We start from the raw sequence: 21,468 nt of genomic DNA, 5'->3' as shown, positions 1-21,468 counted from the left end.
CGATATTCAGGGCCTTTGAGGAAAACCGGAGATCGGTAATCCACGCTCGGTGACGGGAAATGTGCCGACGCGTCAAGGAAAAGGCCGTCATGCGCAACCGCAAGCTTGTCCCATTGCGTCTTGGTCGCTTACGTTCCACACCAATCCGGACGGACGCCTAATCCTGCCGCCGACCGGAGCCCGCACACACTGACCCGACGTACGGCAGGAGCGGGGGACCCACAGGTAAGACGCCTGTTCCGGTTCCCGGAACGGCTTGGGGTTAAGCCGCACCTCGGCGCGGCCGGGCATCTCCAGCCCGAACCCGACAGCTCACCTCGCAGGCGCCGGAGAGGAATCCGCCATGCCCGCGAAGGGTAAGCACCGCCGCCCGAAGACCCAGCGTTTCACCCGCTCCATAGCCGTCGCCGGAACCGGCGGGGCCGCCCTCGCCCTTCCCCTCATGGGGGCCGCCGGCGCCCACGCCGCCACCCCGCAGTCGGCCCCGGAAAAAGCCGCCCAGTCCGCTCCGGCCGCCGGAAAGAAGGCCGCCGAAAAGGCCACGGGTGCCCACACGTACACCGTGAAGGCCGGTGACTGGCTCGCGAAGATCGCCGACGACCAGCACGTCAGCGGCGGCTGGAAGAAGCTCTACGCGGACAACCGCGACGCCGTCGGTGACGACCCGTCGCTGATCCACCCGGGCCTGAAGCTCTCGATCGGCACGAAGGCGGCGAGCGCGCCCGAGGCGCAGCCCGCGCCGAAGGCGTCGGCCGAGAAGTCGTCCGCCGCCGAGTCGTCCCCCAAGGCCGGCACCCCCGCGAAGCCGGCTGCCGCCAAGCCGGCCGCGGAGACCGCCGCCTCCGGCTTCACCCTCCCCGTGGACGGCGCCACCATCGGCACCCCGTACCACATGGCCGGCAGCATGTGGTCCAGCGGCTACCACACCGGTGTCGACTTCGTCGTCCCGACGGGCACCTCCCTCAAGGCCGTCGGTGCGGGCACGGTCGTCTCCGCGGGCTGGGGCGGCGCGTACGGCAACCAGGTCGTCATCCAGCTCGAGGACGGCAAGTACGCGCAGTACGCCCACCTGTCCCAGCTCTCCGTCTCGGCCGGCCAGACCGTGACGGCCGGGCAGCAGGTCGGCCTGTCCGGCGCCACGGGCAACGTCACCGGACCGCACCTGCACTTCGAGATCCGCACCACGCCGGACTACGGCTCGGACGTGGACCCGGTCGCCTACCTGCGCGCCCACGGCGTCTCCGTCGGCTGACCGACCCGCACGCCCCTTGCCTGACACGCCTCCGAAGGCCGGACCCCGATCCCCGGGTCCGGCTTTCGGTGTGTGCGGCGGCCGGCGATCGCACTCAAGGGATCGACAGCGGACGGCAGTTGGGACACAGTGATCCCGTCGTGAGTGCAAGCGCTTTCTGAAGGAGCTGTGTCCCGTGCCGACCACCCGCAGAACGTTCGGAGCCCTGGCAGCCGGAGCCGCGCTGGCTGCCCTCGCCCCGACCGGGAGCGCGAACGCCGCGCCTCGGCATCGCCGCCTCATCGCCCACGACGACTTCTGTCACGGCCTCGGCCAGTGGGTGACCGAACTGCAGGACGGCGGCACCGTCAGCGCCTCCCGCGGTGTGCTGGAGATCGACGTCCCCAGCGGGGCGACCGTCTGGTTCAAACGGCGACTCCAAGGTCCGTACGTGCTCGAATACACCGCCACGCCCGTCGCCGAGGGCGGGGTCAACGACCGGGTCTCGGACCTCAACAACTTCTGGAACGCGACCGACGTCCGCTCCCCGGACGATCTCTTCGCGACGCCGCGCGGCGGCGCCCTCGACGAGTACGACCACCTCACCACGTACTACGCCGGCTACGGGGCCAACTACAACACCACGACCCGGCTGCGGCGTTACGTCGGTGAGGCCGGAGTCCGCCCCCTGGTCTTCGACTACACCGAGCCGCTGCTCGTGCCGGGCGAGCCGAACCGGGTCCGGATCGTCTCCGACGGTTCGACGGTGCGGTGGTGGAACAACGGGCGGCTCGTGTTCGACTACCGCGACCCGCAGCCCTACACGAGTGGGCACTTCGCCTTCCGGACCGTGTGGAGCCACTTCCGCATCACGGGCTTCCGGGTCTGGTCGACACTCCAACGTTCCTGACAAGCGGCCTATTCCGGAGTTGGTGAACACTTTAGGAGTGGCTTATGTCACCGCCCGTCAACCCCTTCCTACGGTCGCGTAGGTCACATTCCAAGGTGAATCATGAGCGGCTGTGGCAGACGATTCGAAGAGTGACAGCAGAGCAGTGATCGGGTCGTACGTGGCGGTGGGGGACAGCTTCACCGAGGGCGTCGGTGATCCCGGCCCCGACGGGGCGTTCGTCGGCTGGGCCGACCGGTTCGCCGTCCTGCTCGCCGACCGCCGGCCCGAGGGCGACTTCCACTACACCAACCTCGCCGTGCGCGGAAGGCTCCTCGACCAGATCGTGGCGGAGCAGGTTCCGCGGGCCGTCGACATGGCCCCGGACCTCGTCTCCTTCTGTGCCGGCGGCAACGACATCATCCGGCCCGGCACCGACCCGGACGAGGTGGCCGAGCGTTTCGAGCGAGCGGTCGCGCAACTCGCCGCGGTGGCGGGCACGGTGATGGTGACGACCGGCTTCGACACCCGGGGCGTGCCCGTGCTCAAGCACCTGCGCGGCAAGATCGCCACGTACAACGGGCATGTCCGGGCCATCGCCGACCGGTACGGCTGCCCGGTCCTCGACCTGTGGTCCCTGCGCAGTGTCCAGGACCGCAGGGCCTGGGACTCCGACCGGCTGCACCTGTCCCCGGAGGGGCACACACGGGTGGCGCTGCGCGCGGGGCAGGCGCTCGGCGTCGATGTACCGGCCGACCCCGAGCAGGAGTGGCCCCCGCTGCCGCCCCGCGGCACCCTCGACATCCGGCGGGACGACGTCCACTGGGCACGGGAGTTCCTGGTGCCGTGGATCGGGCGGCGGCTGCGCGGGGAGTCGTCGGGGGACCATGTGACGGCCAAGGGCGCGCTGTCGCCGGACGACATCAGGATGCGGATCGCTTCGGTGGCGTGAGGGGGCCGGCACACCGGCCCTGGGCTCGTTCCCCGGCTTCGGGGAGCCGTGCCCGGGCTGGACGGAGGGCGGACCCAGCCACTTCAGCGTCCTGTTCAGGCGTGCGACAGGGCGAAGGAGACCAGGAAGCCGCTGACGGTGACCAGCCCGATCGCCAGGTGGGCTTCCTCGAACGCCTCCGGGATCATCGTGTCGGCGACCATGGCCAGGATCGCGCCGGCGGCCACGGCGGTCACCGCGGCGACCACGTCCGTGGAGAAGCCCCCCACGACGGTGTAGCCGAGCACCGCGGACAGGACGCTCGCGACGGCGATCGCCCCCCACACGCCGAAGACGTAGCCCTTGCCGCGTCCGGCCTTCTTCATGCCGGCCGAGCTGGACAGTCCTTCGGGGACGTTGCTGATGAACACCGCCGCGACGGTGACCATGCTGACGGCCCCGCCGTCGAGCAGGCTGACACCGATGACGGCGGACTCGGGGACGCCGTCGAGCAGTGCGCCCAGGGCCAGCGCCAGGCCGGAGCCATTGTTCTCCTCCTCCGAGGGCTGCGCCTGAGCGGGGCGATGGCCGGATCGCTTGCGGTGGCGGGCGCCGCGGCCCGCCAGCCACAGGTTGCCGGCCGTGTAGGCCGCCGCCCCGGCCAGCGTTCCGACGACCGCCGGGGCGAGTCCGCCCTCCTCGTACGCTTCGCCGACCAATTCGAAGGAGACCGCTGAGAGCAGTACACCGGCACCGAAGGCCATCACCAGCGCGATGACCTTCTGCGGGACGCGCAACCGGTAGCCGACCACCGCTCCCAGCAGCAGCGCGGATCCGGCCAGCAGCCCCCAGCCGCCTGCTTGCATCACTTCTGGCATGGTGCGCCGTCTACCCGCGGCGAGCGTGCCCACCCCCCACGGCCGACCGGGCCGGCCTACCCCACGGCCGGGCCGGTCAAGCCGGCCGGCCTCAGACCCAGTTCGCGCGTCAGCAACTCGTCCACCCACTCCTGGGCACGGGTTAGCGGCACCGCCTCGTAGGACGTCAGCTGCACGGCCAATCCGTCGAGGAGCGCGGTGAGGCGGAGGGCCGTGCCGTGCGGGTCGGGGCAGCGGAACTCGCCGGCTGCCACGCCCTCCGAGATGACCTCGGCGATGGCCGCCTTCCACTCCCGGTCGAGCTCCTGGGTGACCTCCCGCAGCGCGGGCTCGCGCAGCGCCGCCGCCCAGCCCTCGATCCACAGCCGCCAGCCCTTGGCCTGGCCCGTGGGGGCGTACCACCGTACGGCCGACCGCAGCCGGCGCAGCGCCGAGGTACGGCGGCCGAGCAGCTTGCGCAGATGCGCGAGGTCGCCCTCCGCCGCGTGCCGGAAGGCGGCTGCGACCAACTGCTCCTTCGTCGAGAAGTGATAGAGCACCAGCGCGTTGCTCACCCCGAGCGCCGATGCCACGTCGGCGATCCGCACCGCCGCCACGCCCCGGGCCTCGATCTGCTCGACGGCGGCCCGCAGCAGTTCCCCCCGCCGCTCCGCCACGCTCAACCGGACTCTCGTCACGCCGTCACCCTACACACGCGCGTGCGCCCCATCGACGGGGTGATCCGGCCGGTCCGGCACGGTCCGCGGGACCTTCAGCGGTACCAGCCGAACCGGTCCGCCAGCTCCGGCAGCCGGTCCGCGGCGATCGCGTGGGCGGCGGCCCGAGGGGTCGTCCCGTCGGCCCGCGCACGGGCGAGCATCCGCTCCACCAGGGCCCGCATCGAGCGGCGCACGTGCGCCAACGCCTCCTCCGCGTCGGCGCCGACGTCCCCGAACAGCGTCCACCACCACCAGGCGTTCGTCCCGGAGTTGACCACGACGTCCGGCAGCACGGTCACCCCGCGGGCGGACAGCAGCAGCTCCGCCTCCGGCCGTACCGGCATGTTGGCCGCCTCGACCACCCAGCGGGCGGTGATCCGGTCCTGGTTGCCGGCGTCTATCGCGTACGAGACGGCTGCCGGGACCAGGACGTCCGCGTCGGCCGACAGCCAGGCCTCGCCCGGCAGTTCGCGGTCGTCGGACCGCAGTGCGGAGCGGTCCACGGTCCCGTACCCGTCCCGGGCGGCGAGCAGCGCCTCGACGTCGAGGCCGGCCGGGTTGGCGATCGTGCCCTTGACGTCGGCGACGGCCACGACGGTGAGCCCCGCCCGGGTGAGGAAGCGTGCGGTGGCTCCGCCCATGGTGCCCAGCCCCTGGAGGGCGACCCGCGTCCCCGCGTACGGCACGCCGGCCCGGTCCAGGGCCGTGAGGGTCGCTTCGGCGACACCGCAGCCGCCGGCCAGCTCGTCCAGCCCGATGCCGTCCACCTCGACCGCGAACGCGTCCGCGAGCCGCCGCCGCGCCTCCGCCTCGTCGTCCAGCAGCGGATACACGGCCTGGACGGAGGAGACCAGCCCCGCCTCGGCCGCGGCGCGGTCCACCAGGTCCTGGGTGAGGCCCAGGTCCTCGCCCGTCGTCCAGAGGCTCTCGACGTACGGCCGCATGGCGCGCAGGTAGCGCACCAGCAGCGGGTAGGCCTCGGGGTCCCGCGGGTCGCAGTCGATGCCGCCCTTGGCGCCGCCGAGCGGGACGTAGCGGCTGTCGGGGTCGTAGTGCAGCGCCTCCTTCATGGTCATGCCACGGGCCAGGCCGGTGACCTCCTCCAGGGTGCAGCCCGCCCGCATCCGCAGACCGCCGCTGGCGACGCCGCGCACCAGCCGGTCGACGACCAGAAAGCCCTGGTGGCCGGTGAGATGGTCGGTCCAGGTGAGGGACAGCAGGGGGGCGGCCATACGGGCTCCTTCGCCGGATTACTGAATCATCGGTCAGTATGGCCTCCGGTGGGACACCTGCGCCCCGCTGTTGTAGGAGGGGCCGACCATAATGGAAGGCCTGACCGACTCCACCTGGAGGTACCGTGGCCGGTTTCCGTTCCCTGAGCTCCGGGCTCCGTGCGCTGCGGCCCGGGGCGTTCGGCGCGGACCCGCGCGGTGAGCGCATGGCGCGCATCCGCAGATCGCCCCACTTCAAGGACGGGGTCTTCCAGAACCCCGGCGGCCCCGCGCGCACCCGCCCCTCGGGCTCGACCCTGGACTTCGCGAAGGTCTTCTTCGACAAGGAGACCCGGCCCCGGCGCAGCCCGAAGGGCACCGTGCCGGTGCACGCCACCACGCTCGCCGACCTCGCCCGGCCCCCGGCCACGGGGCTGCGGCTGACCTGGATGGGGCACTCCAGCGTGCTCGCGGAGATCGACGGCACACGCGTCCTGTTCGACCCGGTGTGGGGCGAGCGCTGCTCCCCGTTCGCCTTCGCCGGCCCCAAGCGGCTGCATCCGGTGCCCCTGCCGCTGGCCGCGCTCGGCCCGGTCGACGTCGTGGTCATCTCGCACGACCACTACGACCACCTGGACATGCCCACGATCAAGGCCCTGGCGGGCACGGACACGCTGTTCGCCGTGCCGCTCGGCGTCGGGGCGCACCTGGAGCACTGGGGCGTGGCCGAAAGCCGGCTGCGTGAACTGGACTGGCACGAGGCGACCAGGATCGGCGGCCTCACCCTGACCGCGACCCCCGCCCGGCACTTCTGCGGCCGCGGGCTGCGCAACACCCAGCACACCCTGTGGGCCTCCTGGGTCGTCGCCGGTGACGAGCACCGGATCTACCACAGTGGCGACACCGGCTACTTCGACGGTTTCAAGGAGATCGGCGCCGAGCACGGGCCGTTCGACGCCACGATGATCCAGATCGGCGCGTACTCCGACTTCTGGCCCGACATCCACATGACCCCCGACGAGGGCATGCGCGCCCACCTCGACCTCCAGGGCGCGCCGGAGCACGGCCTGATGCTGCCGATCCACTGGGCCACCTTCAACCTGGCGACCCACCCGTGGGCGGAACCGGGCGAGGGGACGATCGCGGCCGCCGGCGCTGCGGGGGCCCGTGCCGCCCTGCCCCGCCCCGGCGAGCCTTTCGAGCCCACGGCCGAGACCGTCCCGTCCGAGCCGTGGTGGCGTGGGGTGGCGCTCGCCCCGGCGGGTGGCTTCCCGGCCGGGGAGGTCCTCGCCGACGCCACGATCAAGACCGCCTCGGACGCGGCAGCCGTGGCCCAGGCCGACACGGTGAGTGACGGCGGGTCCGGTGTGGAGAAGGGCACCGGGGACCCGGAGACGCTCCCGGCGAGCTGACCGGAGACGGACGGAAGGCCGACGGCGAGGGCCGGGGAGCGAGAGGCTCCCCGGCCCTCGCCGTCTGCGTATGACCACTTCTGACCAGGTCGGATCGAACCGGCTTCGAGCGCGGCCGGACGTGGGAAGGGATTATCGATCTGTCGTGCGAGACCTCATACCAGAGCAGGACGCTTGCCGTATGAGTTTGTCAACTGCCCACCGCACATGATGCGCTGACGACTACTGTCAGTGTCCGTCGGTGAGCAGGCGGACCAGGGAGTGGGGACCGGCACGTGCAGGTGCAAGGCGGACGAGGGAGTCGACGCGAGGGGGAGCCCCGCTGCCCGCGCACGACGGACGCCGGCGACCGGCGGAAGCGACCGCGTGATCCCGGTCGTGCCCCCGCGAGCCCCACTGGCGACCAGGACCGACGGACCAGTACGAGGACACCGATGTCTCACCTCCGTGCCCCGGCCGCACGCGCAGACCGCCGTGAGGGCGGGCGGCACGGGCGGCCGGCCTCGCGCACCGCACCCGCGCTGCCCGAGACCCACATACGGCCCCAGCTGCTGCGGATCGCCGTGCTGCCTCCCGTCGCCGTCGCTCTGAGCGGCTGCGCGGCCGTCCTCTTCACCGTCCGGTCCACCGGAGCGCGGCCGGGCCCCACACTGTGGGCCGTCCTCGCCGGGGCGTTCTCGGTGACCTCGGTCGGCATCATCGTGGCCGCCGTGGCCGCCAACCGTGTCGCCCGGTCCGTGCACGACCGCGTCGGCGTCCTGCGCCGCACCACCGCGCGGCGCGAGGCCGACCTGCGCACCCTGGTCGAGACGCTGCGCCGCGGCGACGGACCACCGCAGCAGGTGCCGCCGAGCAACCCGCGCGGCGGCGACCCGGACGACGCCGACGACTTCGAACTGCTCGCCGCCGACCTGACCCGGGCACACGACGGTGCCGTCACCGCGGTCGTCCAGGCCTCACAGCTGTCCAGTCAGGCAGGCAGCGAACAGAAGCTCGACGTCTTCGTCAATCTGGCCCGCCGCCTGCAGTCACTGGTGCACCGCGAGATCTCCCTTCTCGACGAGCTCGAGAACGAGATGGAGGACCCCGAGCTGCTCAAGGGGCTCTTCCACGTCGACCACCTCGCCACCCGCATCCGCCGCCACGCCGAGAACCTCGCCGTGCTCGGCGGTGCCCCCTCCCGCCGCCAGTGGAGCAACCCGGTCCCCATGACCGAGGTGCTGCGTTCGGCCATCGCCGAGGTCGAGCAGTACTCGCGGGTCAAGCTGGTGCCGCCGATCGACGGCACCCTGCGGGGACACGCCGTCGCCGACGTCATCCACCTGCTGGCCGAACTCGCCGAGAACGCCACGGTGTTCTCCGCCCCGCACACCCAGGTGCTGCTGCGCGCGGGCCTCGTCACCTCGGGGCTCGCCGTCGAGGTGGAGGACCGGGGGCTCGGCATGCCCCTGGAGGAGCAGACGCGGATGAACGCGCTGCTCGCCGACCCCGACCAGGTGAATGTCGCGCGGCTCCTCGCGGACGGCCGCATCGGACTGTTCGTCGTCTCGCAGCTGGCCCGGCGACACGGCATCACCGTCCGCCTCCAGAGCAACATCTACGGCGGAGTGCAGGCGGTGCTCGTCGTGCCGCAGGCGCTGCTGGGGACCGAGGCGAAGGCGCCCGGGGGCGACGCGGGCCTGCCGGAAGGTGCGGCGACGGGTGCCGAGGGTCCGGCTGTGCCGGTGCGTCAGCACGTACAGCAGCCCGGGCGTGCCGGGAGGGATGGGCTGGACGGGCCGGTCGTTCCCGAGTCCCACGCGGAGACCGTGCCCGGGTTCCCATCGACCGCGTCCGACTCGCCGTCGCCGGTCCCGCTCGCCACGCCCGTCCCACCTCCGGGTCTCCAGCGGGAGTTTCAGCCGGCCCGGGGCGCAAGCCCGTCGAGCGGCCGGCCCGCGCCCCTGCCCGTCCGCGGAACCTGTCGGGAGCGTCCCACCCCGGCTGAGGCGAGGCCCGGCATCAGACCCGACGACCGGCCCGCCCTCGCCGAGAACGTGACCGAGCTTCCCACCGCGCGGGGCGGCGTGCGCGGCACCATGGGCAAACCCCGACTGCCCCGCCGCCGCGCCCAGGAACACATCGTGCCCCAGCTGCGGGACGGCCCGGCACCCCGCCAGGACTCCGACCACCTCGTCGGCCACGACCCGGGCCTGATGGCGGCCTTCCAGCGCGGCATCAGCCTCGCCGAGGCCCAGCAGCACATCGAGGCCGCGAACGCCGGGACCACCGACGACGCGAAGTGGGTCGCCACCCACATGGAACCGGCCCACACAGAGCCGGCCCACACAGAGCCGGCCCACACGGAGTCGTTCCCCACAGAGCCGTCACCCCAGAACCACCTCACCACCCGGCACGACGGGAGCGCGCCCGCCGGATGACCACCCCCGTTTCCACCCCTGCCCCCAGCGCTCCCGCAGACCTTCGTACCCCAAGGAGTCGATCCACCATGGCGAGCGATGCGCCGACCGCCCAGGTATCCGATCTCGACTGGCTGATGAGCGGCCTCGTGCAGCGCGTACCGCACACGACCGCCGCCGTGCTGCTGTCCTGCGACGGACTGGTGAAGTCCGTGCACGGCCTCGACCCGGACAGCGCCGACCACATGGCCGCCCTGGCCTCCGGCCTGTACTCCCTCGGCCGCAGCGCCGGTATCCGCTTCGGCGACGGCGGCGACGTACGGCAGGTCGTGGTCGAACTCGACTCGACCCTGCTGTTCGTCACCACCGCCGGCTCCGGCACCTGCCTGGCCGTGCTCGCCGGCCGCGAGGCAGACGCGGCGGTGCTCGGCTACGAGATGGCCATGCTGGTCAAGAGCGTCCGTCCGTATCTGGTGACCGCTCCCCGCCAGCAGTCCGTCGAATCCCCTGCGATGAGGCCTTGAACGTGGCGGCGGCCGGCGACGGGCCCTGGCTCGACGACGCGGCCGGGCGGCTGGTGCGCCCGTTCACGGTCAGCGACGGCCGCACCCGTCCGACCGTCGCGCTCGACCTGATGTCGCAGCTGATGGCCACCGGGGCGACCCCCCTCGGCTACCTCGGCCCCGAGCACACCCAGGCGCTCGACCTGTGCCGCGCGCCCGTCCCGGTCGCCGAGGTCGCCGCCCATCTGAAACTGCCGGTGGCCGTCACCAAGGTGCTGCTGGCGGACCTCGTCGACTGCGGGGCGCTGACCACCAAGCCCCCCGCGTTCCACCACAACCCGACGGACCGGGCCCTTCTGGAGGCAGTGCTCGATGGACTACGACGACAGCTCTGACTACACCGACGGACCCGGCCACGGCGCCGACCCGTTCCCCACCGCACTGAAGATCCTGGTCGCGGGCGGGTTCGGAGTGGGCAAGACGACCTTCGTCGGCGCGGTCAGCGAGATCGCGCCGCTCAGCACGGAGGAACTCCTCACCACCGTCAGCGCCGCGACCGACAACCTCGACGGCATCGAGAACAAGGTCGAGACGACCGTGGCCATGGACTTCGGCCGCATCACGCTCGACCCCGAACACGTGCTCTACCTGTTCGGCACCCCCGGCCAGGAACGGTTCTGGTTCATGTGGGACGAGCTGTGCGAGGGCGCCCTCGGGGCGGTCATCCTCGCCGACACCCGACGGCTCCAGGAGTGTTTCGCGGCCGTCGACTTCTTCGAGCAGCGCGGCCTCGGCTTCATCATCGCCGTCAACGAGTTCGACGGCGCCTACCGCTACGACCCCGAGGAGGTGCGCGCCGCCCTCGATCTGACCGCGGAGATCCCCGTCGTGTGCTGCGACGCCCGGATCTCCAGCTCCGGGGTCCAGACCCTGCTGACGCTCGTACGCCATCTCATCGCCCACACGCCGGCCCCTGCGACGGGATACGGCGCCCACATGTGACACCTCAACACCCCTCAGGGAGCCCCTATATGACACATGCCCACAACCCAGGAGCACGCCCATGAGCTACGACCCGCCCCGCCCGGCCGGTCGTCTGCTGCTCACACCCGAGGACAAGGAGGCCCCCGTCCGCGTGCGCCGCCTGCGGGAGCTGGGCCTGGGGGAGCACCCCGAACCCGCGCTCGACGCCTTCGCGCACGGCCTCGCCGAACTCACCGGGGCGCCGTACGCCATGGTCAACTTCCCTCACGAACAAGGGCAGTTCTACGCCGGCCTGCACGTCCCGGACGTCCTGCCGGTGGTACGGAGCGACGGCACCAGCCCCCGGGTGGGCCGTGCCCTGCCCCGCGATCACGGGTTCTGCCCCCATGTGGTGGTACGACGCAAGGCCCTGGTCCTGGAGGACGTCCGCGACTACCCGCGATTCGCGGGCAATCCGGTGGTCGACGAGTTCGGCGTCCACTCCTATCTCGGGGCCCCCCTCATCGACGGCACGGGTCTCGTCCTGGGCACGGTCAGCGTCGCCGACGTCGCCCCACGGGCGTGGGGGAAGCCGGGCCTGACCGCCATCAAGGAACACGCCGCGCAGCTCGCCCTGCACCTGGAGGGCTGGGACGGCCGGCTGCCCTGCTGACCGCCCCGTTCCCCACGGCACGCCCGTGCGGGCGTGAAGCGGAGCTGAGGCGGCGCTTAAGAAATCCTCGATGGACCGGTGCCGCCGCCGTACGGCAGATTGCAGTGCGATCCCACTCCACTCCCGGCCCAGGGGTTTCTTCGGCATGCCCGGAGCCGGGACTCACCCCCAGGAGCCGTAGCGGTGAAGGCGCTGGTCAAAGAGAAGGCGGAGCCCGGACTGTGGCTCACGGACGTCCCGGAGCCCACCGTCGGGCCCGGCGACGTACTGATCAAGGTGCTGCGCACCGGCATCTGCGGCACCGACCTGCACATCAGGGCCTGGGACGGCTGGGCGCAGCAGTCGATCCGCACGCCGCTCGTGGTCGGGCACGAGTTCGTCGGCGAGGTCGTCGAGACCGGACGGGACGTCACCGACATCGCCGTCGGCGACCGGGTGAGCGGTGAGGGCCACCTGGTGTGCGGCAAGTGCCGGAACTGTCTGGCCGGCCGCCGTCACCTCTGCCGTGCCACCGTCGGGCTGGGGGTGGGGCGGGACGGGGCGTTCGCCGAGTACGTGGCCCTGCCCGCCGGCAACGTCTGGGTGCACCGGGTGCCCGTCGACCTCGACGTGGCCGCGATCTTCGACCCGTTCGGCAACGCCGTGCACACCGCGCTGTCGTTCCCGCTCGTCGGCGAGGACGTCCTGATCACCGGCGCGGGCCCCATCGGCCTGATGGCCGCCGCCGTGGCCAAGCACGCCGGCGCACGCCACGTCATGATCACCGACGTCAGCGAGGAGCGGCTGGAACTGGCCCGCAAGATCGGTGTGAGCCTCGCGCTCGACGTCTCCGGCGCCGGCATCGCCGACGGGCAGCGCGCGCTCGGACTGCGGGAGGGCTTCGACATCGGCCTGGAGATGTCCGGCCGCCCCGAGGCGATGCGCGACATGATCGCCAACATGACACACGGTGGCAGGATCGCGATGCTCGGCCTGCCCGCCGAGGAGTTCCCCGTCGACTGGGCCCGGATCGTCACCTCGATGATCACCGTCAAGGGCATCTACGGCCGCGAGATGTTCGAGACCTGGTACGCCATGTCCGTGCTGCTGGAAGGCGGCCTCGACCTCGCCCCCGTGATCACCGGCCGCTACGGCCACCGCGACTTCGAGGCGGCGTTCGCCGACGCGGCGAGCGGCCGCGGCGGCAAGGTCATCCTCGACTGGACCGCGTAATCCCCTTCACCGCAAGCACCTTTAGGAGCCCCCCTCATGTTCGACTCCGTACGCGACGACCTGCGCGCCACCCTCGACGAGATCCGGTCCGCCGGTCTGCACAAGCCCGAGCGCGTGATCGGCACCCCGCAGTCCGCCACCGTGAACGTCACCGCGGGCGGCCGCCCCGGCGAGGTCCTCAACTTCTGCGCCAACAACTACCTCGGCCTCGCCGACCACCCCGAGGTCGTCGCCGCCGCCCACGAGGCCCTGGACCGCTGGGGCTACGGCATGGCGTCCGTCCGCTTCATCTGCGGCACCCAGGAGGTGCACAAGGAACTGGAGGCGCGGCTGTCGGCGTTCCTCGGCCAGGAGGACACGATCCTGTACTCCTCCTGCTTCGACGCCAACGGCGGCGTCTTCGAGACGCTGCTCGGCCCGGAGGACGCGGTCATCTCCGACGCGCTCAACCACGCGTCGATCATCGACGGCATCCGGCTCTCCAAGGCCCGCCGTCTGCGCTACGCCAACCGTGACCTCGCCGAGCTGGAGGCCCGGCTGAAGGAGGCCTCCGACGCCCGGCGCCGGCTGATCGTCACGGACGGCGTGTTCTCCATGGACGGGTACGTGGCCCCGCTGCGCGAGATCTGCGACCTCGCGGACCGCTACGACGCCATGGTGATGGTCGACGACTCGCACGCCGTCGGCTTCGTCGGCCCCGGCGGCCGCGGCACGCCCGAGCTGCACGGCGTCATGGACCGCGTCGACATCATCACCGGCACCCTCGGCAAGGCCCTCGGCGGCGCCTCCGGCGGCTATGTCGCCGCCCGCGCCGAGATCGTCGCGCTGCTGCGCCAGCGCTCCCGGCCGTACCTCTTCTCGAACACCCTCGCCCCGGTCATCGCTGCGGCCTCCCTGAAGGTCCTGGACCTGCTGGAGTCGGCGGACGACCTGCGCGTCCGGCTGGCCGAGAACACGGCCCTCTTCCGGAGCCGGATGACCGAGGAGGGCTTCGACGTCCTCCCCGGCGACCACCCCATCGCCCCGGTGATGATCGGCGACGCGTCGGTCGCCGGGCGCATGGCGGAGCTGCTGCTGGAGCGCGGCGTGTACGTGATCGGCTTCTCGTACCCGGTCGTGCCGCAGGGGCAGGCCCGGATCCGGGTGCAGCTGTCGGCCGCGCACTCCACGGACAACGTCAACCGCGCGGTCGACGCCTTCGTGGCGGCACGGGCGGAGCTGGCCGGCTGAGAGACGCCGGGGACCTGAGAGAATCGATCGCATGATCGAAGCGCGGCGGCTCCACATCCTCCGTGCGGTGGCGGACCACCGTACGGTGACGGCGGCTGCCGCCGCGCTGTACCTGACCCCGTCGGCGGTGTCCCAGCAGCTCGCCGCGCTGGAGCAGGAGACCGGCCACCGGCTCGTCGAACGCGGCGCCAAGGGCGTACGGCTCACGGCCGCCGGAGAGATCCTGCTCGGTCACACCAACGCGGTCCTCGCCCAGCTGGAGCGGGCCGAGGCCGAACTGGCCGCGTACGGCTCGGGTGAGGCCGGCACCGTCACGGTCGCCTCCTTCGCCACCGGCATCGCCCTGGTCGTCGCGCCGGCGGTGGCCCGGCTCGCCGAGTCGGCGCCCGGGATCCGCATCCGCGTCCAGGACGCCGAGGGCGACGCGAGCCTGCCGATGGTGCTGGACCGGCAGCTCGATGTCGCCGTCGCCGTCGAGTACCGCGGCGCCCCGCCCGCCGACGATCCGCGACTGACCCACGTACCGCTGTACGCGGAACCCTTCGACGCGGTCGTCCCGGTCACCCACCGTCTGGCCGATGCGGCGGAGATCCCGCTCGCCGAGCTGGCCAAGGACCCGTGGATCGGCCCGTACCCCGGCAACCCCTGTCACGACGTGGTGGTCCTGGCCTGCGAGAACGCCGGCTTCCAGCCCCGCATGGAGCACTCCTCGGACGACTTCCGCGCGGTCGTCGCCCTCGCCGCGGCGGGCGCCGGCGTCGCCCTGGTGCCGCGCTCGGCGCTGCGCGGCATGGACCTCACCGGGGTGCTCGTCCGCCCCGTCGACGGCACGGCTCCCACCCGGCGGGTGTTCGCCGCCGTACGCCGGGGAGCCGAGGAGCACCCCCTGATCCGCCCCGTGCTGGACGCGCTCGGCGCATCGGCCCAGACGCAGCCCCTGCCGGTGTGAGGACTCCGAAACAAGCGTGATTCACATCTGGGATACCGTCCCGGATATGAGAACAACGGACGGCGTGGACCCCGTCGACACCCGGCTCGGCCTGCGCCTGGCCGAGCTGCGGGCCGAACGCGGCTGGTCTCTGGGCGAGTTGGCCGAACGCAGCGGCGTGAGCCGGTCCACCCTGTCCCGGGCCGAGCGCGCGGAGATCAGCCCCACGGCCGCGCTCCTGAACCGCCTGTGCGCCGTCTACGGCCGGACCATGTCCCAGCTGCTCAGCGAGGTCGAGGCCGAACCGGCAGCCGTGACGCGCGCAGCGGACCAGCCCGTGTGGCAGGACCAGGCCTCCGGCTTCGTACGGCGGTCCGTGTCGCCCCCGCACCCCGCCCTGCGCGGTGAACTCGTCGAGGGACGGCTGACGGCCGGCGCCGACATCGCCTACGACCGTCCGCCCGTGGCCGGCCTCGAGCAGCACATCTGGATCCTTGAAGGGGCACTTGTGGTGACCGCTCAGGACACCGAGTACCAGCTCGCCACCGGAGACTGCCTGCGGATGCGGGTGTGGGGACCGACCCGGTTCCGGTGTACCGCTCCTGACGGCGTCCGGTACCTGCTGGCGGTGGTGCGGCCGTGATCGTCGACCGGCTCGACCAAACCCGACTGGCCGCGAGCGCGGGCGCCTTGGCGGATCTGCTCGTCGACACCGTCGACGCCGGCGCATCGGTCGGCTTCCTCGCGCCCCTCGACCGCGCGGAGGCGCTCACCTGGTGGGAGGAGCGGTCCGCGGACGTGGCCGCCGGCCGGATCGCCCTCTGGGCGGCGTACGACGGGGACCGGGTACTCGGCACCGTGAGTCTGGCTTTCCCCGGCAAGGCCAACAGCCGCCACCGTGCCGAACTCGTCAAGCTCATGGTGCACCGGGACACCCGTGGCCGGGGCCTCGGACGCAGACTCCTGGGCGTCGCGGAGGACGCGGCGGCGGCCGCCGGAATCACCCTCCTGCACCTCGACACCGAGACCGGCAGCCCCGCCGAGCACCTGTACCGGTCCGCCGGCTGGACCGCGATCGGCGCGATCCCCGACTACGCGGCGAGCCCCGACGGAGAGCTGCGGCCGACGACGATCTACTACAAGCACATAGCCACAGACGCTCTCACCAGGTGATTGTCAGTGACAGCGGCTACCGTGCCTGCCATGCCGGACGCCGAAGACGTACGCCGTATCGCCCTGTCCCTGCCGGACACCACGGAGAAGATCGCCTGGAGCATGCCCACCTTCCGGGTCGCGGGAAAGATGTTCGCCACGCTGCCGGAGAACGAGACGTCCATAGCCGTGCGCTGCCCCAAGGTCGAGCGGGACGAACTGGTGCTCGCCGAGCCGGGGAAGTTCTGGATCGCTTCCCACGAGGCGCAGTTCGCCTGGGTGCGGGCCAGACTCGACGCGCTGGAGGACGAGGGCGAACTGCGGGACATCCTCGCCGACTCCTGGCGCCAGGCGGCCCCGCCCCGGCTCCTGGAAGCGCACCCCCGGCTGGGCCTCCCGGAGGAGGAGTGACGGCCCCCGGTTCTTACGCGGGGGCGACGACGGCCGCGCCCGCCCCGAGGAAGCTCCCGATGCGCTCCCGCAAGGACCGGGCGTCGAGGCCATGGGCGGCGACATGCTCCTCGATCTGCCCGTACCGGCGCAGTTCGCGACGGCCCACGCCCAGCCCCAGGACGCGGTGGGGGACCTCGGCCAGCGCGTCGTTCGCGGCGGCCGTCGAGGTGCCCGCCAGATAGGGCTCGACGAGCACGACGTCCGTGCCGGCCGCCCGGGCGGACCGGCGCAGGGCGGCCCCGTCGAACGGGCGGACGGTGGTCGCGTACAGGACGGTGACGTCGAGGCCCTCGGTGGCGGCGAGCACGGTGTCGAGCATCGGCCCGACGGCGACCACGACACCGGACCGTCCCTCACGGACGGTGCGGAACCGCTCCCCGTCGACGGGCAGGGCCCGCCCGTTGGCCTGGATCGACAGCCGCACGTACACCTTGTCGTCGCCCGCGGCGACCGCCTGCCTCAGCAGCGTCTCGGCCTCGTCCGGGTGGCCCGGCACATGGACGGTCCAGCCGTCCAGGGTGTCGAGCAGCGCCACATCGCCCGGCGCCATGTGGGTGTACCCGCCGGCGGGCCAGTCGAAGGAGGCGGCGGCGCTCACCAGCACCGCGCCCGCGTCCTGATGACCGAGGTCCAGCTTGATCTGCTCGAAGGGCCGCTCGACGAGGAAGCTGGCGAAGGTGTGCACGACGGGACGCAGCCCGGTCAGGGCCAGCCCGGCCGCCGCCCCGACCAGGAGCTGCTCGCGGATGCCGACGTTGACGACCCGTTCGGGATGGCGACGGGCGGCCTCCTCGAAGCCGGCCGCGCCGATCTCGGCGAGAACGACGGCGACCCGGGGGTCCTCGTCCAGCAGCCGGGAGACGACAGGGGCGAAACGGTCACGCATGGTGTCCATGGAGTTCGAGTTCCTTTCGGGTGGGGCGTTCAGGCGGACTTGGGCTCGACCCGGGCCACGACCACGTGCGGGCGGCCCGGGTGCGGCGCGGTGAACGCGGCGTACAGCGCCTCGTGGTCACGGCCGTCGACGGTCAGCGCGGACCAGCCGGCCGCCTCGAAGCGGGCGGCGATCCCGCCGGGCCGCGCGTAGGACGCGGAGGAGTTGTCGACCACGACGGTGTGCAGCCGGTCGAGCCCGGCGGGTCCCGCATAGGCGATCGCCTCGTGATTGCTCCCCTCGTCCAGCTCCGCGTCCCCGATCAGCGCCCACACCCGCGGCCCGTCGAGCCCCTGGGCGCGCAGCCCCAGCGCGGTCCCCACGGCGATCGGCAGCCCGTGCCCCAGCGAGCCGCTGCCGATCTCCGCACCCGGCACCAGCGTGCGGTCGGGGTGGTGGCCGAGCGGGGAGTCGTACGAGCCGAAGCCCGGCAGCCACTCCACCGGCACGAACCCCCGGGCGGCCAGCACGGCGTAGTACGCCATCGGGCCGTGCCCCTTCGACAGCAGGAAGCGGTCCCGCTCCGGGTCGGCCCACCGCTCCGGGCTCACCCGCAGCACCCGGTCGTAGAGCACCCACAGGACGTCCAGCGTGGAGGTCGCCGCCGGGCCGTGTTTCTCGTCACCGGTCATCAGAGCCATCAGCCCCGGCAGGTCGGCGTAGGTGTACGTCGTGTCCGGCGTGTCGGTCGTGCCCGTCGCGTTCGTCATGTCCACGAGCGTGCAACCTCAACCAAGATTGAGGTCAAGTGAAGACCGCCCGGAAACGGATGCGCGATCACCAGCGTGAGTGCGGTATTGTTTCCCTGCGCGTTCGGCCGGGGGAATCCCCAGGTCAGACGGGTAACGGGACGTGGCGCAGCTTGGTAGCGCACTTGACTGGGGGTCAAGGGGTCGCAGGTTCAAATCCTGTCGTCCCGACAGTATCGACAGCGGGTCTGCCGGAATCGGCGGACCCGCTGACGTTTTCCGGGTCAGCCGCCGCCGTCCAGGTCGTCACGCCGGCGCCGCACCGTCAGCTCATGACCCTGCAGGTCCATCTCGTAGAGCTTTCCGCGGGCGTTCTCGAACGGCCGGTGGAGGATCATCATCAGGCGGCCGTCGAAGGTGTGGAACAGCATCCCGTGGCCGCTGTCGTCGCGGACCAGCGGGCGGTGCTGCTGCCAGGGCCCGGTGAGTTCTCCCGAGCGGGACACCGCGTACGTCTGCACGTAGCCGCCGCTGACGGTGCCGTCCTGGCCGGCCGTGTTCTTCTCGTAGGTCGACCAGAGCATGAGCAGGGACCCGTCGGGGGTGCGGTACAGCTGGGGGCCGTCGGTGATGTACGGCGGGAGCTGGTGCGGTACGCCGGCCGGGATCTGCTCGGCGGTCCAGGGGGCGTCCGAGGCCTTGAAGAGGTAGACCGGGTCGCCGATGGCCCGGGACAGGTCAGGGGCCAGCCGGACGGCCTCCATGGTTCCGTCGATGGTCTGCAGCCACTCGTGCGCGTACACCATCCAGGGCTGCCCGGACGAGTCGACGTACAGGGTGCCGTCCAGGGTCATGAGGTGTTCCGGCGGGACCGGGCGTGCCGGGTCGAGGACGGTGAAGGGCCCGAGCAGCGAGTCGGAGACGGCGCTGATCGTGCCTCGCATGTGGGTCGGGGTGCGGAACGGCACCCCCCACCGGTTCGGCGCCGGGACCGGGAGCGGCCGGTTCTCGTCGTGCAGCGTGGTGAACAGGTAGTACCTGCCCTGCCAGGCGTGCACCTCCGGCGCCCACGCGCCGTCCCTCGCCCAGATGCCCTCCTGTGCAGAGGTCAGGAACACCACGACGGGGCGGGTCCAGTCGCGCAGGTCGTGGCTGCGGTAGACCATCGTGCCGGTGCCGTCCACGCCCGACACGGACGGGACATTGGACGTGTAGAGGTGGTAGGTGCGCGTCGATTCGTCGGCGAGGACGAACGGATCGTGCAGCGGCATGTCCACAAGCCGCATCGGCTCACCCCTTCGTGAGGGCCCGCCCTCGGTCAGATCACGCAGCCCGCGTGCGCCAGCGCCTGCTTGAGCAGCACCCCGTGGCCGCCCGGCATCTCGCTCTGCACCGCTTCCGACACGGCGTCCTGCGGGCTGAACCACACCAGGTCGAGGGCGTCCTGCCGGGGCCGGCAGTCGCCCGTCACCGGCACGATGTAGGCGAGGGACACCGCGTGCTGGCGGGGGTCGTGGTACGGGGTGATGCCCTGCGTCGGGAAGTACTCCGCGACCGTGAACGGCTGGAGCGACGCCGGGACGCGGGGCAGGGCGACCGGGCCGAGGTCCTTCTCCAGGTGGCGCAGCAGGGCGTCGCGAACGCGTTCGTGGTGCAGTACGCGGCCGGAGACCAGTGTCCGGCTGACCGTACCGTCCGGCCCGATGCGCAGCAGCAGGCCGACACTGGTGACTTCGCCGCTGTCGTCGACGCGGACCGGGACGGCCTCGACGTACAGGATCGGCATGCGGGCACGTGTCATCTCCAGTTCGTCGGAGGACAGCCAGCCGGGCGTGGTTTCGGTCATGTCAGACATTGATTGATCATACTTTCAGCCGTTCGGACTTCCTGGATAGCCGCTCCCCGAGAACTGTGACCGGCCACACGTCGTTCCATCGTCATTCAGTGGCTCTCCGGAGGACCGGCCGGCAGCCGGTAGACCCGCAGGGCGTTCTCCCGTCCGGCCCACCGGGCGAACCGCAGCGCGTCCGGCAGGGACATCTCGTCGGCGTCCACCCGCTCCTGGAGCAGCCCCGCCAGGCCCTGCCGGAAGGCGAGCGCACCGAGGTGGTGGAACTCGGCCACACCGTAGGCGTCGGAGCTGTACAGCAGTTTGCGGAACGGTGTGATCTCCAGGGCCTCGGCGAGCACCGCACCCGCCCGGGCGGGGCCGACGTGGTGGAGGGTCAGCCCGACGTCGACGTACACGTGCTCGAAGACGGCGGACAGGTAGGCGGCCTGCCGATGGTAGGGCCAGCAGTGCAACAGCAGGACGGGGATCGTCCCGGCGGTCAGGTGCAGCCAGTCCGTGAGGAGGGCCGGGTCGGCCCGGTGCAGCCGGATGTCGTTGTCGCCGAACCCGGTGTGCAGCTGGAGCGGCAGGCCGAGGTCGACGGCGGTCCACAGCAGGTGTCGTACCAGGACCGGGTCGTCCAGCCGGCCGCCGCGGAGAAGCCAGTGCCGGGCGGCCTCGGTGACCTCCGAGTGCGGCGGGCGGGCCGGGTCCAGGCCGAAGCCGGTGCGGTAGGCCGCCACCGACTTCACGGCCACCGTGCCGGGCCGCCGCACGGCGTCCAGCGCCGCCGCGCGGAAGGCGTCCGCGTAAGCGTCCGGCTCCACCCCTGCGGCCCGCACCGACTCCGCGACGCTCTCCAGCCGTACGACCTCGTACGCGGACCCGCCCGCCGCCCCGGCGATCTCGGCGGGGGTGGTCAGCGGGTCGGGGGAGTAGCCGGTGTCGACGCAGAAGACGTCCGTGCCCGAGGCCCGCAGGAAGCGCCGTTGCACCTCGCGCCAGCCCAGTTCGGAGCGCCGGGCGAGGTACTCCTCGGCGGGGGCGTGCCGCGGCAGGTCCAGCACCGGGGCGCAGTGGCGGCGCACGGCCACGCCCACGGGGCTGTCGAAGGGCGAGACGCCCGGCCAGGCGTCGCCCTCCGTGAGAAGCGGCTCGAAGGTCTCCCGGCCGAGGTCGGCGGTCACCGTGCCGTGGCAGTGGTGGTCGACCAGGCCGAGGGCGTCGAGCGCTTCGCGGACCGGGCTCACG

Annotated in this window: 23 protein-coding genes, 1 tRNA gene and 1 riboswitch; of the genes, 16 read left to right on the top strand and 8 right to left on the bottom strand. The window is 72.1% G+C overall.

The window, feature by feature from the left end; genetic code table 11:
- Positions 1 to 177 precede the first annotated feature (177 nt).
- Positions 178 to 339, top strand: a riboswitch (cyclic di-AMP (ydaO/yuaA leader).
- Between the two features lie 4 nt (positions 340 to 343).
- From ABZ016_RS08005 to ABZ016_RS07995, 3 genes are all read left to right on the top strand, one after another.
- Positions 344 to 1,252, top strand: coding sequence for a peptidoglycan DD-metalloendopeptidase family protein (locus tag ABZ016_RS08005; protein WP_356915683.1), 909 nt, complete (start codon positions 344 to 346; stop codon positions 1,250 to 1,252).
- 175 nt (positions 1,253 to 1,427) lie between these two features.
- On the top strand, positions 1,428 to 2,141 hold the full coding sequence (locus tag ABZ016_RS08000) for a DUF6250 domain-containing protein (RefSeq protein WP_356915682.1): 714 nt from the start codon (positions 1,428 to 1,430) through the stop codon (positions 2,139 to 2,141).
- Between the two features lie 145 nt (positions 2,142 to 2,286).
- Positions 2,287 to 3,072, top strand: a complete 786-nt coding sequence (locus ABZ016_RS07995; RefSeq protein WP_356915935.1) for an SGNH/GDSL hydrolase family protein — start codon at positions 2,287 to 2,289, stop codon at positions 3,070 to 3,072.
- A 95-nt stretch (positions 3,073 to 3,167) separates the two neighbouring features.
- Here ABZ016_RS07995 and ABZ016_RS07990 read toward each other — a convergent pair whose 3' ends face one another.
- The 3 genes from ABZ016_RS07990 to ABZ016_RS07980 form a co-directional block, all read right to left on the bottom strand.
- Positions 3,168 to 3,929, bottom strand: coding sequence for a ZIP family zinc transporter (locus ABZ016_RS07990; RefSeq protein ID WP_356915681.1), 762 nt, complete (start codon positions 3,927 to 3,929; stop codon positions 3,168 to 3,170).
- Between the two features lie 56 nt (positions 3,930 to 3,985).
- Positions 3,986 to 4,606 (bottom strand): TetR/AcrR family transcriptional regulator, encoded by a 621-nt coding sequence (locus tag ABZ016_RS07985; RefSeq protein ID WP_356915680.1) that lies wholly within the window; start codon positions 4,604 to 4,606, stop codon positions 3,986 to 3,988.
- Positions 4,607 to 4,680: 74 nt separating this feature from the next.
- Positions 4,681 to 5,859, bottom strand: a complete 1,179-nt coding sequence (locus tag ABZ016_RS07980; RefSeq protein ID WP_356915679.1) for a Glu/Leu/Phe/Val dehydrogenase dimerization domain-containing protein — start codon at positions 5,857 to 5,859, stop codon at positions 4,681 to 4,683.
- Positions 5,860 to 5,984: 125 nt separating this feature from the next.
- Between ABZ016_RS07980 and ABZ016_RS07975 the strand changes: the two genes are divergently transcribed.
- The 12 genes from ABZ016_RS07975 to ABZ016_RS07920 all read left to right on the top strand — a co-directional run bounded on the left by ABZ016_RS07975 (position 5,985) and on the right by ABZ016_RS07920 (position 16,721).
- Positions 5,985 to 7,250, top strand: a complete 1,266-nt coding sequence (locus ABZ016_RS07975; RefSeq protein ID WP_356915678.1) for an MBL fold metallo-hydrolase — start codon at positions 5,985 to 5,987, stop codon at positions 7,248 to 7,250.
- A gap of 434 nt (positions 7,251 to 7,684) precedes the next feature.
- Positions 7,685 to 9,670 carry an ATP-binding protein gene (locus ABZ016_RS07970; RefSeq protein WP_356915677.1) on the top strand — a complete coding sequence of 662 codons (1,986 nt, stop codon included), beginning with the start codon at positions 7,685 to 7,687 and terminating at the stop codon, positions 9,668 to 9,670.
- Positions 9,671 to 9,738: 68 nt separating this feature from the next.
- On the top strand, positions 9,739 to 10,173 hold the full coding sequence (locus ABZ016_RS07965) for a roadblock/LC7 domain-containing protein (RefSeq protein ID WP_356915676.1): 435 nt from the start codon (positions 9,739 to 9,741) through the stop codon (positions 10,171 to 10,173).
- Positions 10,174 to 10,175: 2 nt separating this feature from the next.
- The gene (locus ABZ016_RS07960; protein WP_345663025.1) at positions 10,176 to 10,547 is read left to right on the top strand and encodes a DUF742 domain-containing protein; all 372 of its coding nucleotides are present in this window, start codon (positions 10,176 to 10,178) and stop codon (positions 10,545 to 10,547) included.
- The gene (locus ABZ016_RS07955) at positions 10,525 to 11,154 is read left to right on the top strand and encodes an ATP/GTP-binding protein (RefSeq protein ID WP_356915675.1); all 630 of its coding nucleotides are present in this window, start codon (positions 10,525 to 10,527) and stop codon (positions 11,152 to 11,154) included. Before ABZ016_RS07960 ends, ABZ016_RS07955 begins: the two co-directional genes overlap by 23 nt.
- 61 nt (positions 11,155 to 11,215) lie before the next feature.
- A complete protein-coding gene (locus ABZ016_RS07950; RefSeq protein WP_356915674.1) occupies positions 11,216 to 11,788 on the top strand; it encodes a GAF domain-containing protein in 573 nt (190 codons plus the stop codon).
- Between the two features lie 183 nt (positions 11,789 to 11,971).
- On the top strand, positions 11,972 to 13,000 hold the full coding sequence (tdh, locus tag ABZ016_RS07945) for an L-threonine 3-dehydrogenase (protein WP_356915673.1): 1,029 nt from the start codon (positions 11,972 to 11,974) through the stop codon (positions 12,998 to 13,000).
- Between the two features lie 36 nt (positions 13,001 to 13,036).
- Positions 13,037 to 14,230, top strand: coding sequence for a glycine C-acetyltransferase (locus ABZ016_RS07940; protein WP_356915672.1), 1,194 nt, complete (start codon positions 13,037 to 13,039; stop codon positions 14,228 to 14,230).
- A gap of 31 nt (positions 14,231 to 14,261) precedes the next feature.
- Positions 14,262 to 15,179 carry a LysR family transcriptional regulator gene (locus ABZ016_RS07935; RefSeq protein ID WP_356915671.1) on the top strand — a complete coding sequence of 306 codons (918 nt, stop codon included), beginning with the start codon at positions 14,262 to 14,264 and terminating at the stop codon, positions 15,177 to 15,179.
- Positions 15,180 to 15,225: 46 nt separating this feature from the next.
- On the top strand, positions 15,226 to 15,801 hold the full coding sequence (locus tag ABZ016_RS07930; protein ID WP_356915670.1) for an XRE family transcriptional regulator: 576 nt from the start codon (positions 15,226 to 15,228) through the stop codon (positions 15,799 to 15,801).
- Positions 15,798 to 16,331, top strand: coding sequence for a GNAT family N-acetyltransferase (locus tag ABZ016_RS07925; RefSeq protein WP_356915669.1), 534 nt, complete (start codon positions 15,798 to 15,800; stop codon positions 16,329 to 16,331). The genes ABZ016_RS07930 and ABZ016_RS07925 overlap by 4 nt, the downstream gene beginning before the upstream one ends.
- A 30-nt stretch (positions 16,332 to 16,361) precedes the next feature.
- Positions 16,362 to 16,721: an MmcQ/YjbR family DNA-binding protein gene (locus ABZ016_RS07920; protein ID WP_356915668.1), complete on the top strand. Its 360-nt coding sequence runs from the start codon at positions 16,362 to 16,364 to the stop codon at positions 16,719 to 16,721.
- 13 nt (positions 16,722 to 16,734) lie between these two features.
- Here the strand turns inward: ABZ016_RS07920 and ABZ016_RS07915 are convergent, their stop codons facing one another.
- Together ABZ016_RS07915 and ABZ016_RS07910 are read right to left on the bottom strand one after the other, a co-directional pair.
- Positions 16,735 to 17,658 (bottom strand): transketolase C-terminal domain-containing protein, encoded by a 924-nt coding sequence (locus ABZ016_RS07915; RefSeq protein WP_356915667.1) that lies wholly within the window; start codon positions 17,656 to 17,658, stop codon positions 16,735 to 16,737.
- Positions 17,659 to 17,687: 29 nt separating this feature from the next.
- Positions 17,688 to 18,407 (bottom strand): transketolase, encoded by a 720-nt coding sequence (locus ABZ016_RS07910; RefSeq protein ID WP_356915666.1) that lies wholly within the window; start codon positions 18,405 to 18,407, stop codon positions 17,688 to 17,690.
- 136 nt (positions 18,408 to 18,543) lie between these two features.
- Between ABZ016_RS07910 and ABZ016_RS07905 the strand changes: the two genes are divergently transcribed.
- A tRNA-Pro gene (locus tag ABZ016_RS07905) sits at positions 18,544 to 18,617 on the top strand.
- 53 nt (positions 18,618 to 18,670) lie between these two features.
- Here the strand turns inward: ABZ016_RS07905 and ABZ016_RS07900 are convergent.
- The 3 genes from ABZ016_RS07900 to ABZ016_RS07890 form a co-directional block, all read right to left on the bottom strand.
- Positions 18,671 to 19,672, bottom strand: coding sequence for a glycoside hydrolase family 43 protein (locus ABZ016_RS07900; protein ID WP_356915665.1), 1,002 nt, complete (start codon positions 19,670 to 19,672; stop codon positions 18,671 to 18,673).
- A 32-nt stretch (positions 19,673 to 19,704) separates the two neighbouring features.
- Positions 19,705 to 20,232 carry an NUDIX hydrolase family protein gene (locus ABZ016_RS07895; RefSeq protein ID WP_356915934.1) on the bottom strand — a complete coding sequence of 176 codons (528 nt, stop codon included), beginning with the start codon at positions 20,230 to 20,232 and terminating at the stop codon, positions 19,705 to 19,707.
- A gap of 95 nt (positions 20,233 to 20,327) precedes the next feature.
- Complete coding sequence (locus ABZ016_RS07890) at positions 20,328 to 21,467, bottom strand: amidohydrolase family protein (RefSeq protein ID WP_356915664.1); 1,140 nt, start codon at positions 21,465 to 21,467, stop codon at positions 20,328 to 20,330.
- Position 21,468 lies beyond the last annotated feature (1 nt).

Source organism: Streptomyces sp. NPDC006372 (assembly GCF_040612515.1).
In the GTDB taxonomy this organism is placed as follows: Bacteria; Actinomycetota; Actinomycetes; order Streptomycetales; family Streptomycetaceae; genus Streptomyces.
Note: the sequence above shows the minus strand (reverse complement) of the source record. Positions and strands in the feature narration are given on the sequence as shown.

What these genes read in the sequence shown, in the direction of transcription:
- ABZ016_RS08005 (WP_356915683.1), top strand. Translation starts at nt 344, where the DNA reads ATGCCCGCGAAGGGTAAGCACCGCCGCCCGAAGACCCAGCGTTTCACC.
- ABZ016_RS07990 (WP_356915681.1), bottom strand. Translation starts at nt 3,929, where the DNA reads ATGCCAGAAGTGATGCAAGCAGGCGGCTGGGGGCTGCTGGCCGGATCC.
- ABZ016_RS07980 (WP_356915679.1), bottom strand. Translation starts at nt 5,859, where the DNA reads ATGGCCGCCCCCCTGCTGTCCCTCACCTGGACCGACCATCTCACCGGC.
- ABZ016_RS07970 (WP_356915677.1), top strand. Translation starts at nt 7,685, where the DNA reads ATGTCTCACCTCCGTGCCCCGGCCGCACGCGCAGACCGCCGTGAGGGC.
- ABZ016_RS07965 (WP_356915676.1), top strand. Translation starts at nt 9,739, where the DNA reads ATGGCGAGCGATGCGCCGACCGCCCAGGTATCCGATCTCGACTGGCTG.
- ABZ016_RS07955 (WP_356915675.1), top strand. Translation starts at nt 10,525, where the DNA reads ATGGACTACGACGACAGCTCTGACTACACCGACGGACCCGGCCACGGC.
- ABZ016_RS07950 (WP_356915674.1), top strand. Translation starts at nt 11,216, where the DNA reads ATGAGCTACGACCCGCCCCGCCCGGCCGGTCGTCTGCTGCTCACACCC.
- ABZ016_RS07940 (WP_356915672.1), top strand. Translation starts at nt 13,037, where the DNA reads ATGTTCGACTCCGTACGCGACGACCTGCGCGCCACCCTCGACGAGATC.
- ABZ016_RS07935 (WP_356915671.1), top strand. Translation starts at nt 14,262, where the DNA reads ATGATCGAAGCGCGGCGGCTCCACATCCTCCGTGCGGTGGCGGACCAC.
- ABZ016_RS07930 (WP_356915670.1), top strand. Translation starts at nt 15,226, where the DNA reads ATGAGAACAACGGACGGCGTGGACCCCGTCGACACCCGGCTCGGCCTG.
- ABZ016_RS07920 (WP_356915668.1), top strand. Translation starts at nt 16,362, where the DNA reads ATGCCGGACGCCGAAGACGTACGCCGTATCGCCCTGTCCCTGCCGGAC.
- ABZ016_RS07915 (WP_356915667.1), bottom strand. Translation starts at nt 17,658, where the DNA reads ATGGACACCATGCGTGACCGTTTCGCCCCTGTCGTCTCCCGGCTGCTG.
- ABZ016_RS07910 (WP_356915666.1), bottom strand. Translation starts at nt 18,407, where the DNA reads ATGACGAACGCGACGGGCACGACCGACACGCCGGACACGACGTACACC.
- ABZ016_RS07900 (WP_356915665.1), bottom strand. Translation starts at nt 19,672, where the DNA reads ATGCGGCTTGTGGACATGCCGCTGCACGATCCGTTCGTCCTCGCCGAC.
- ABZ016_RS07895 (WP_356915934.1), bottom strand. Translation starts at nt 20,232, where the DNA reads ATGACCGAAACCACGCCCGGCTGGCTGTCCTCCGACGAACTGGAGATG.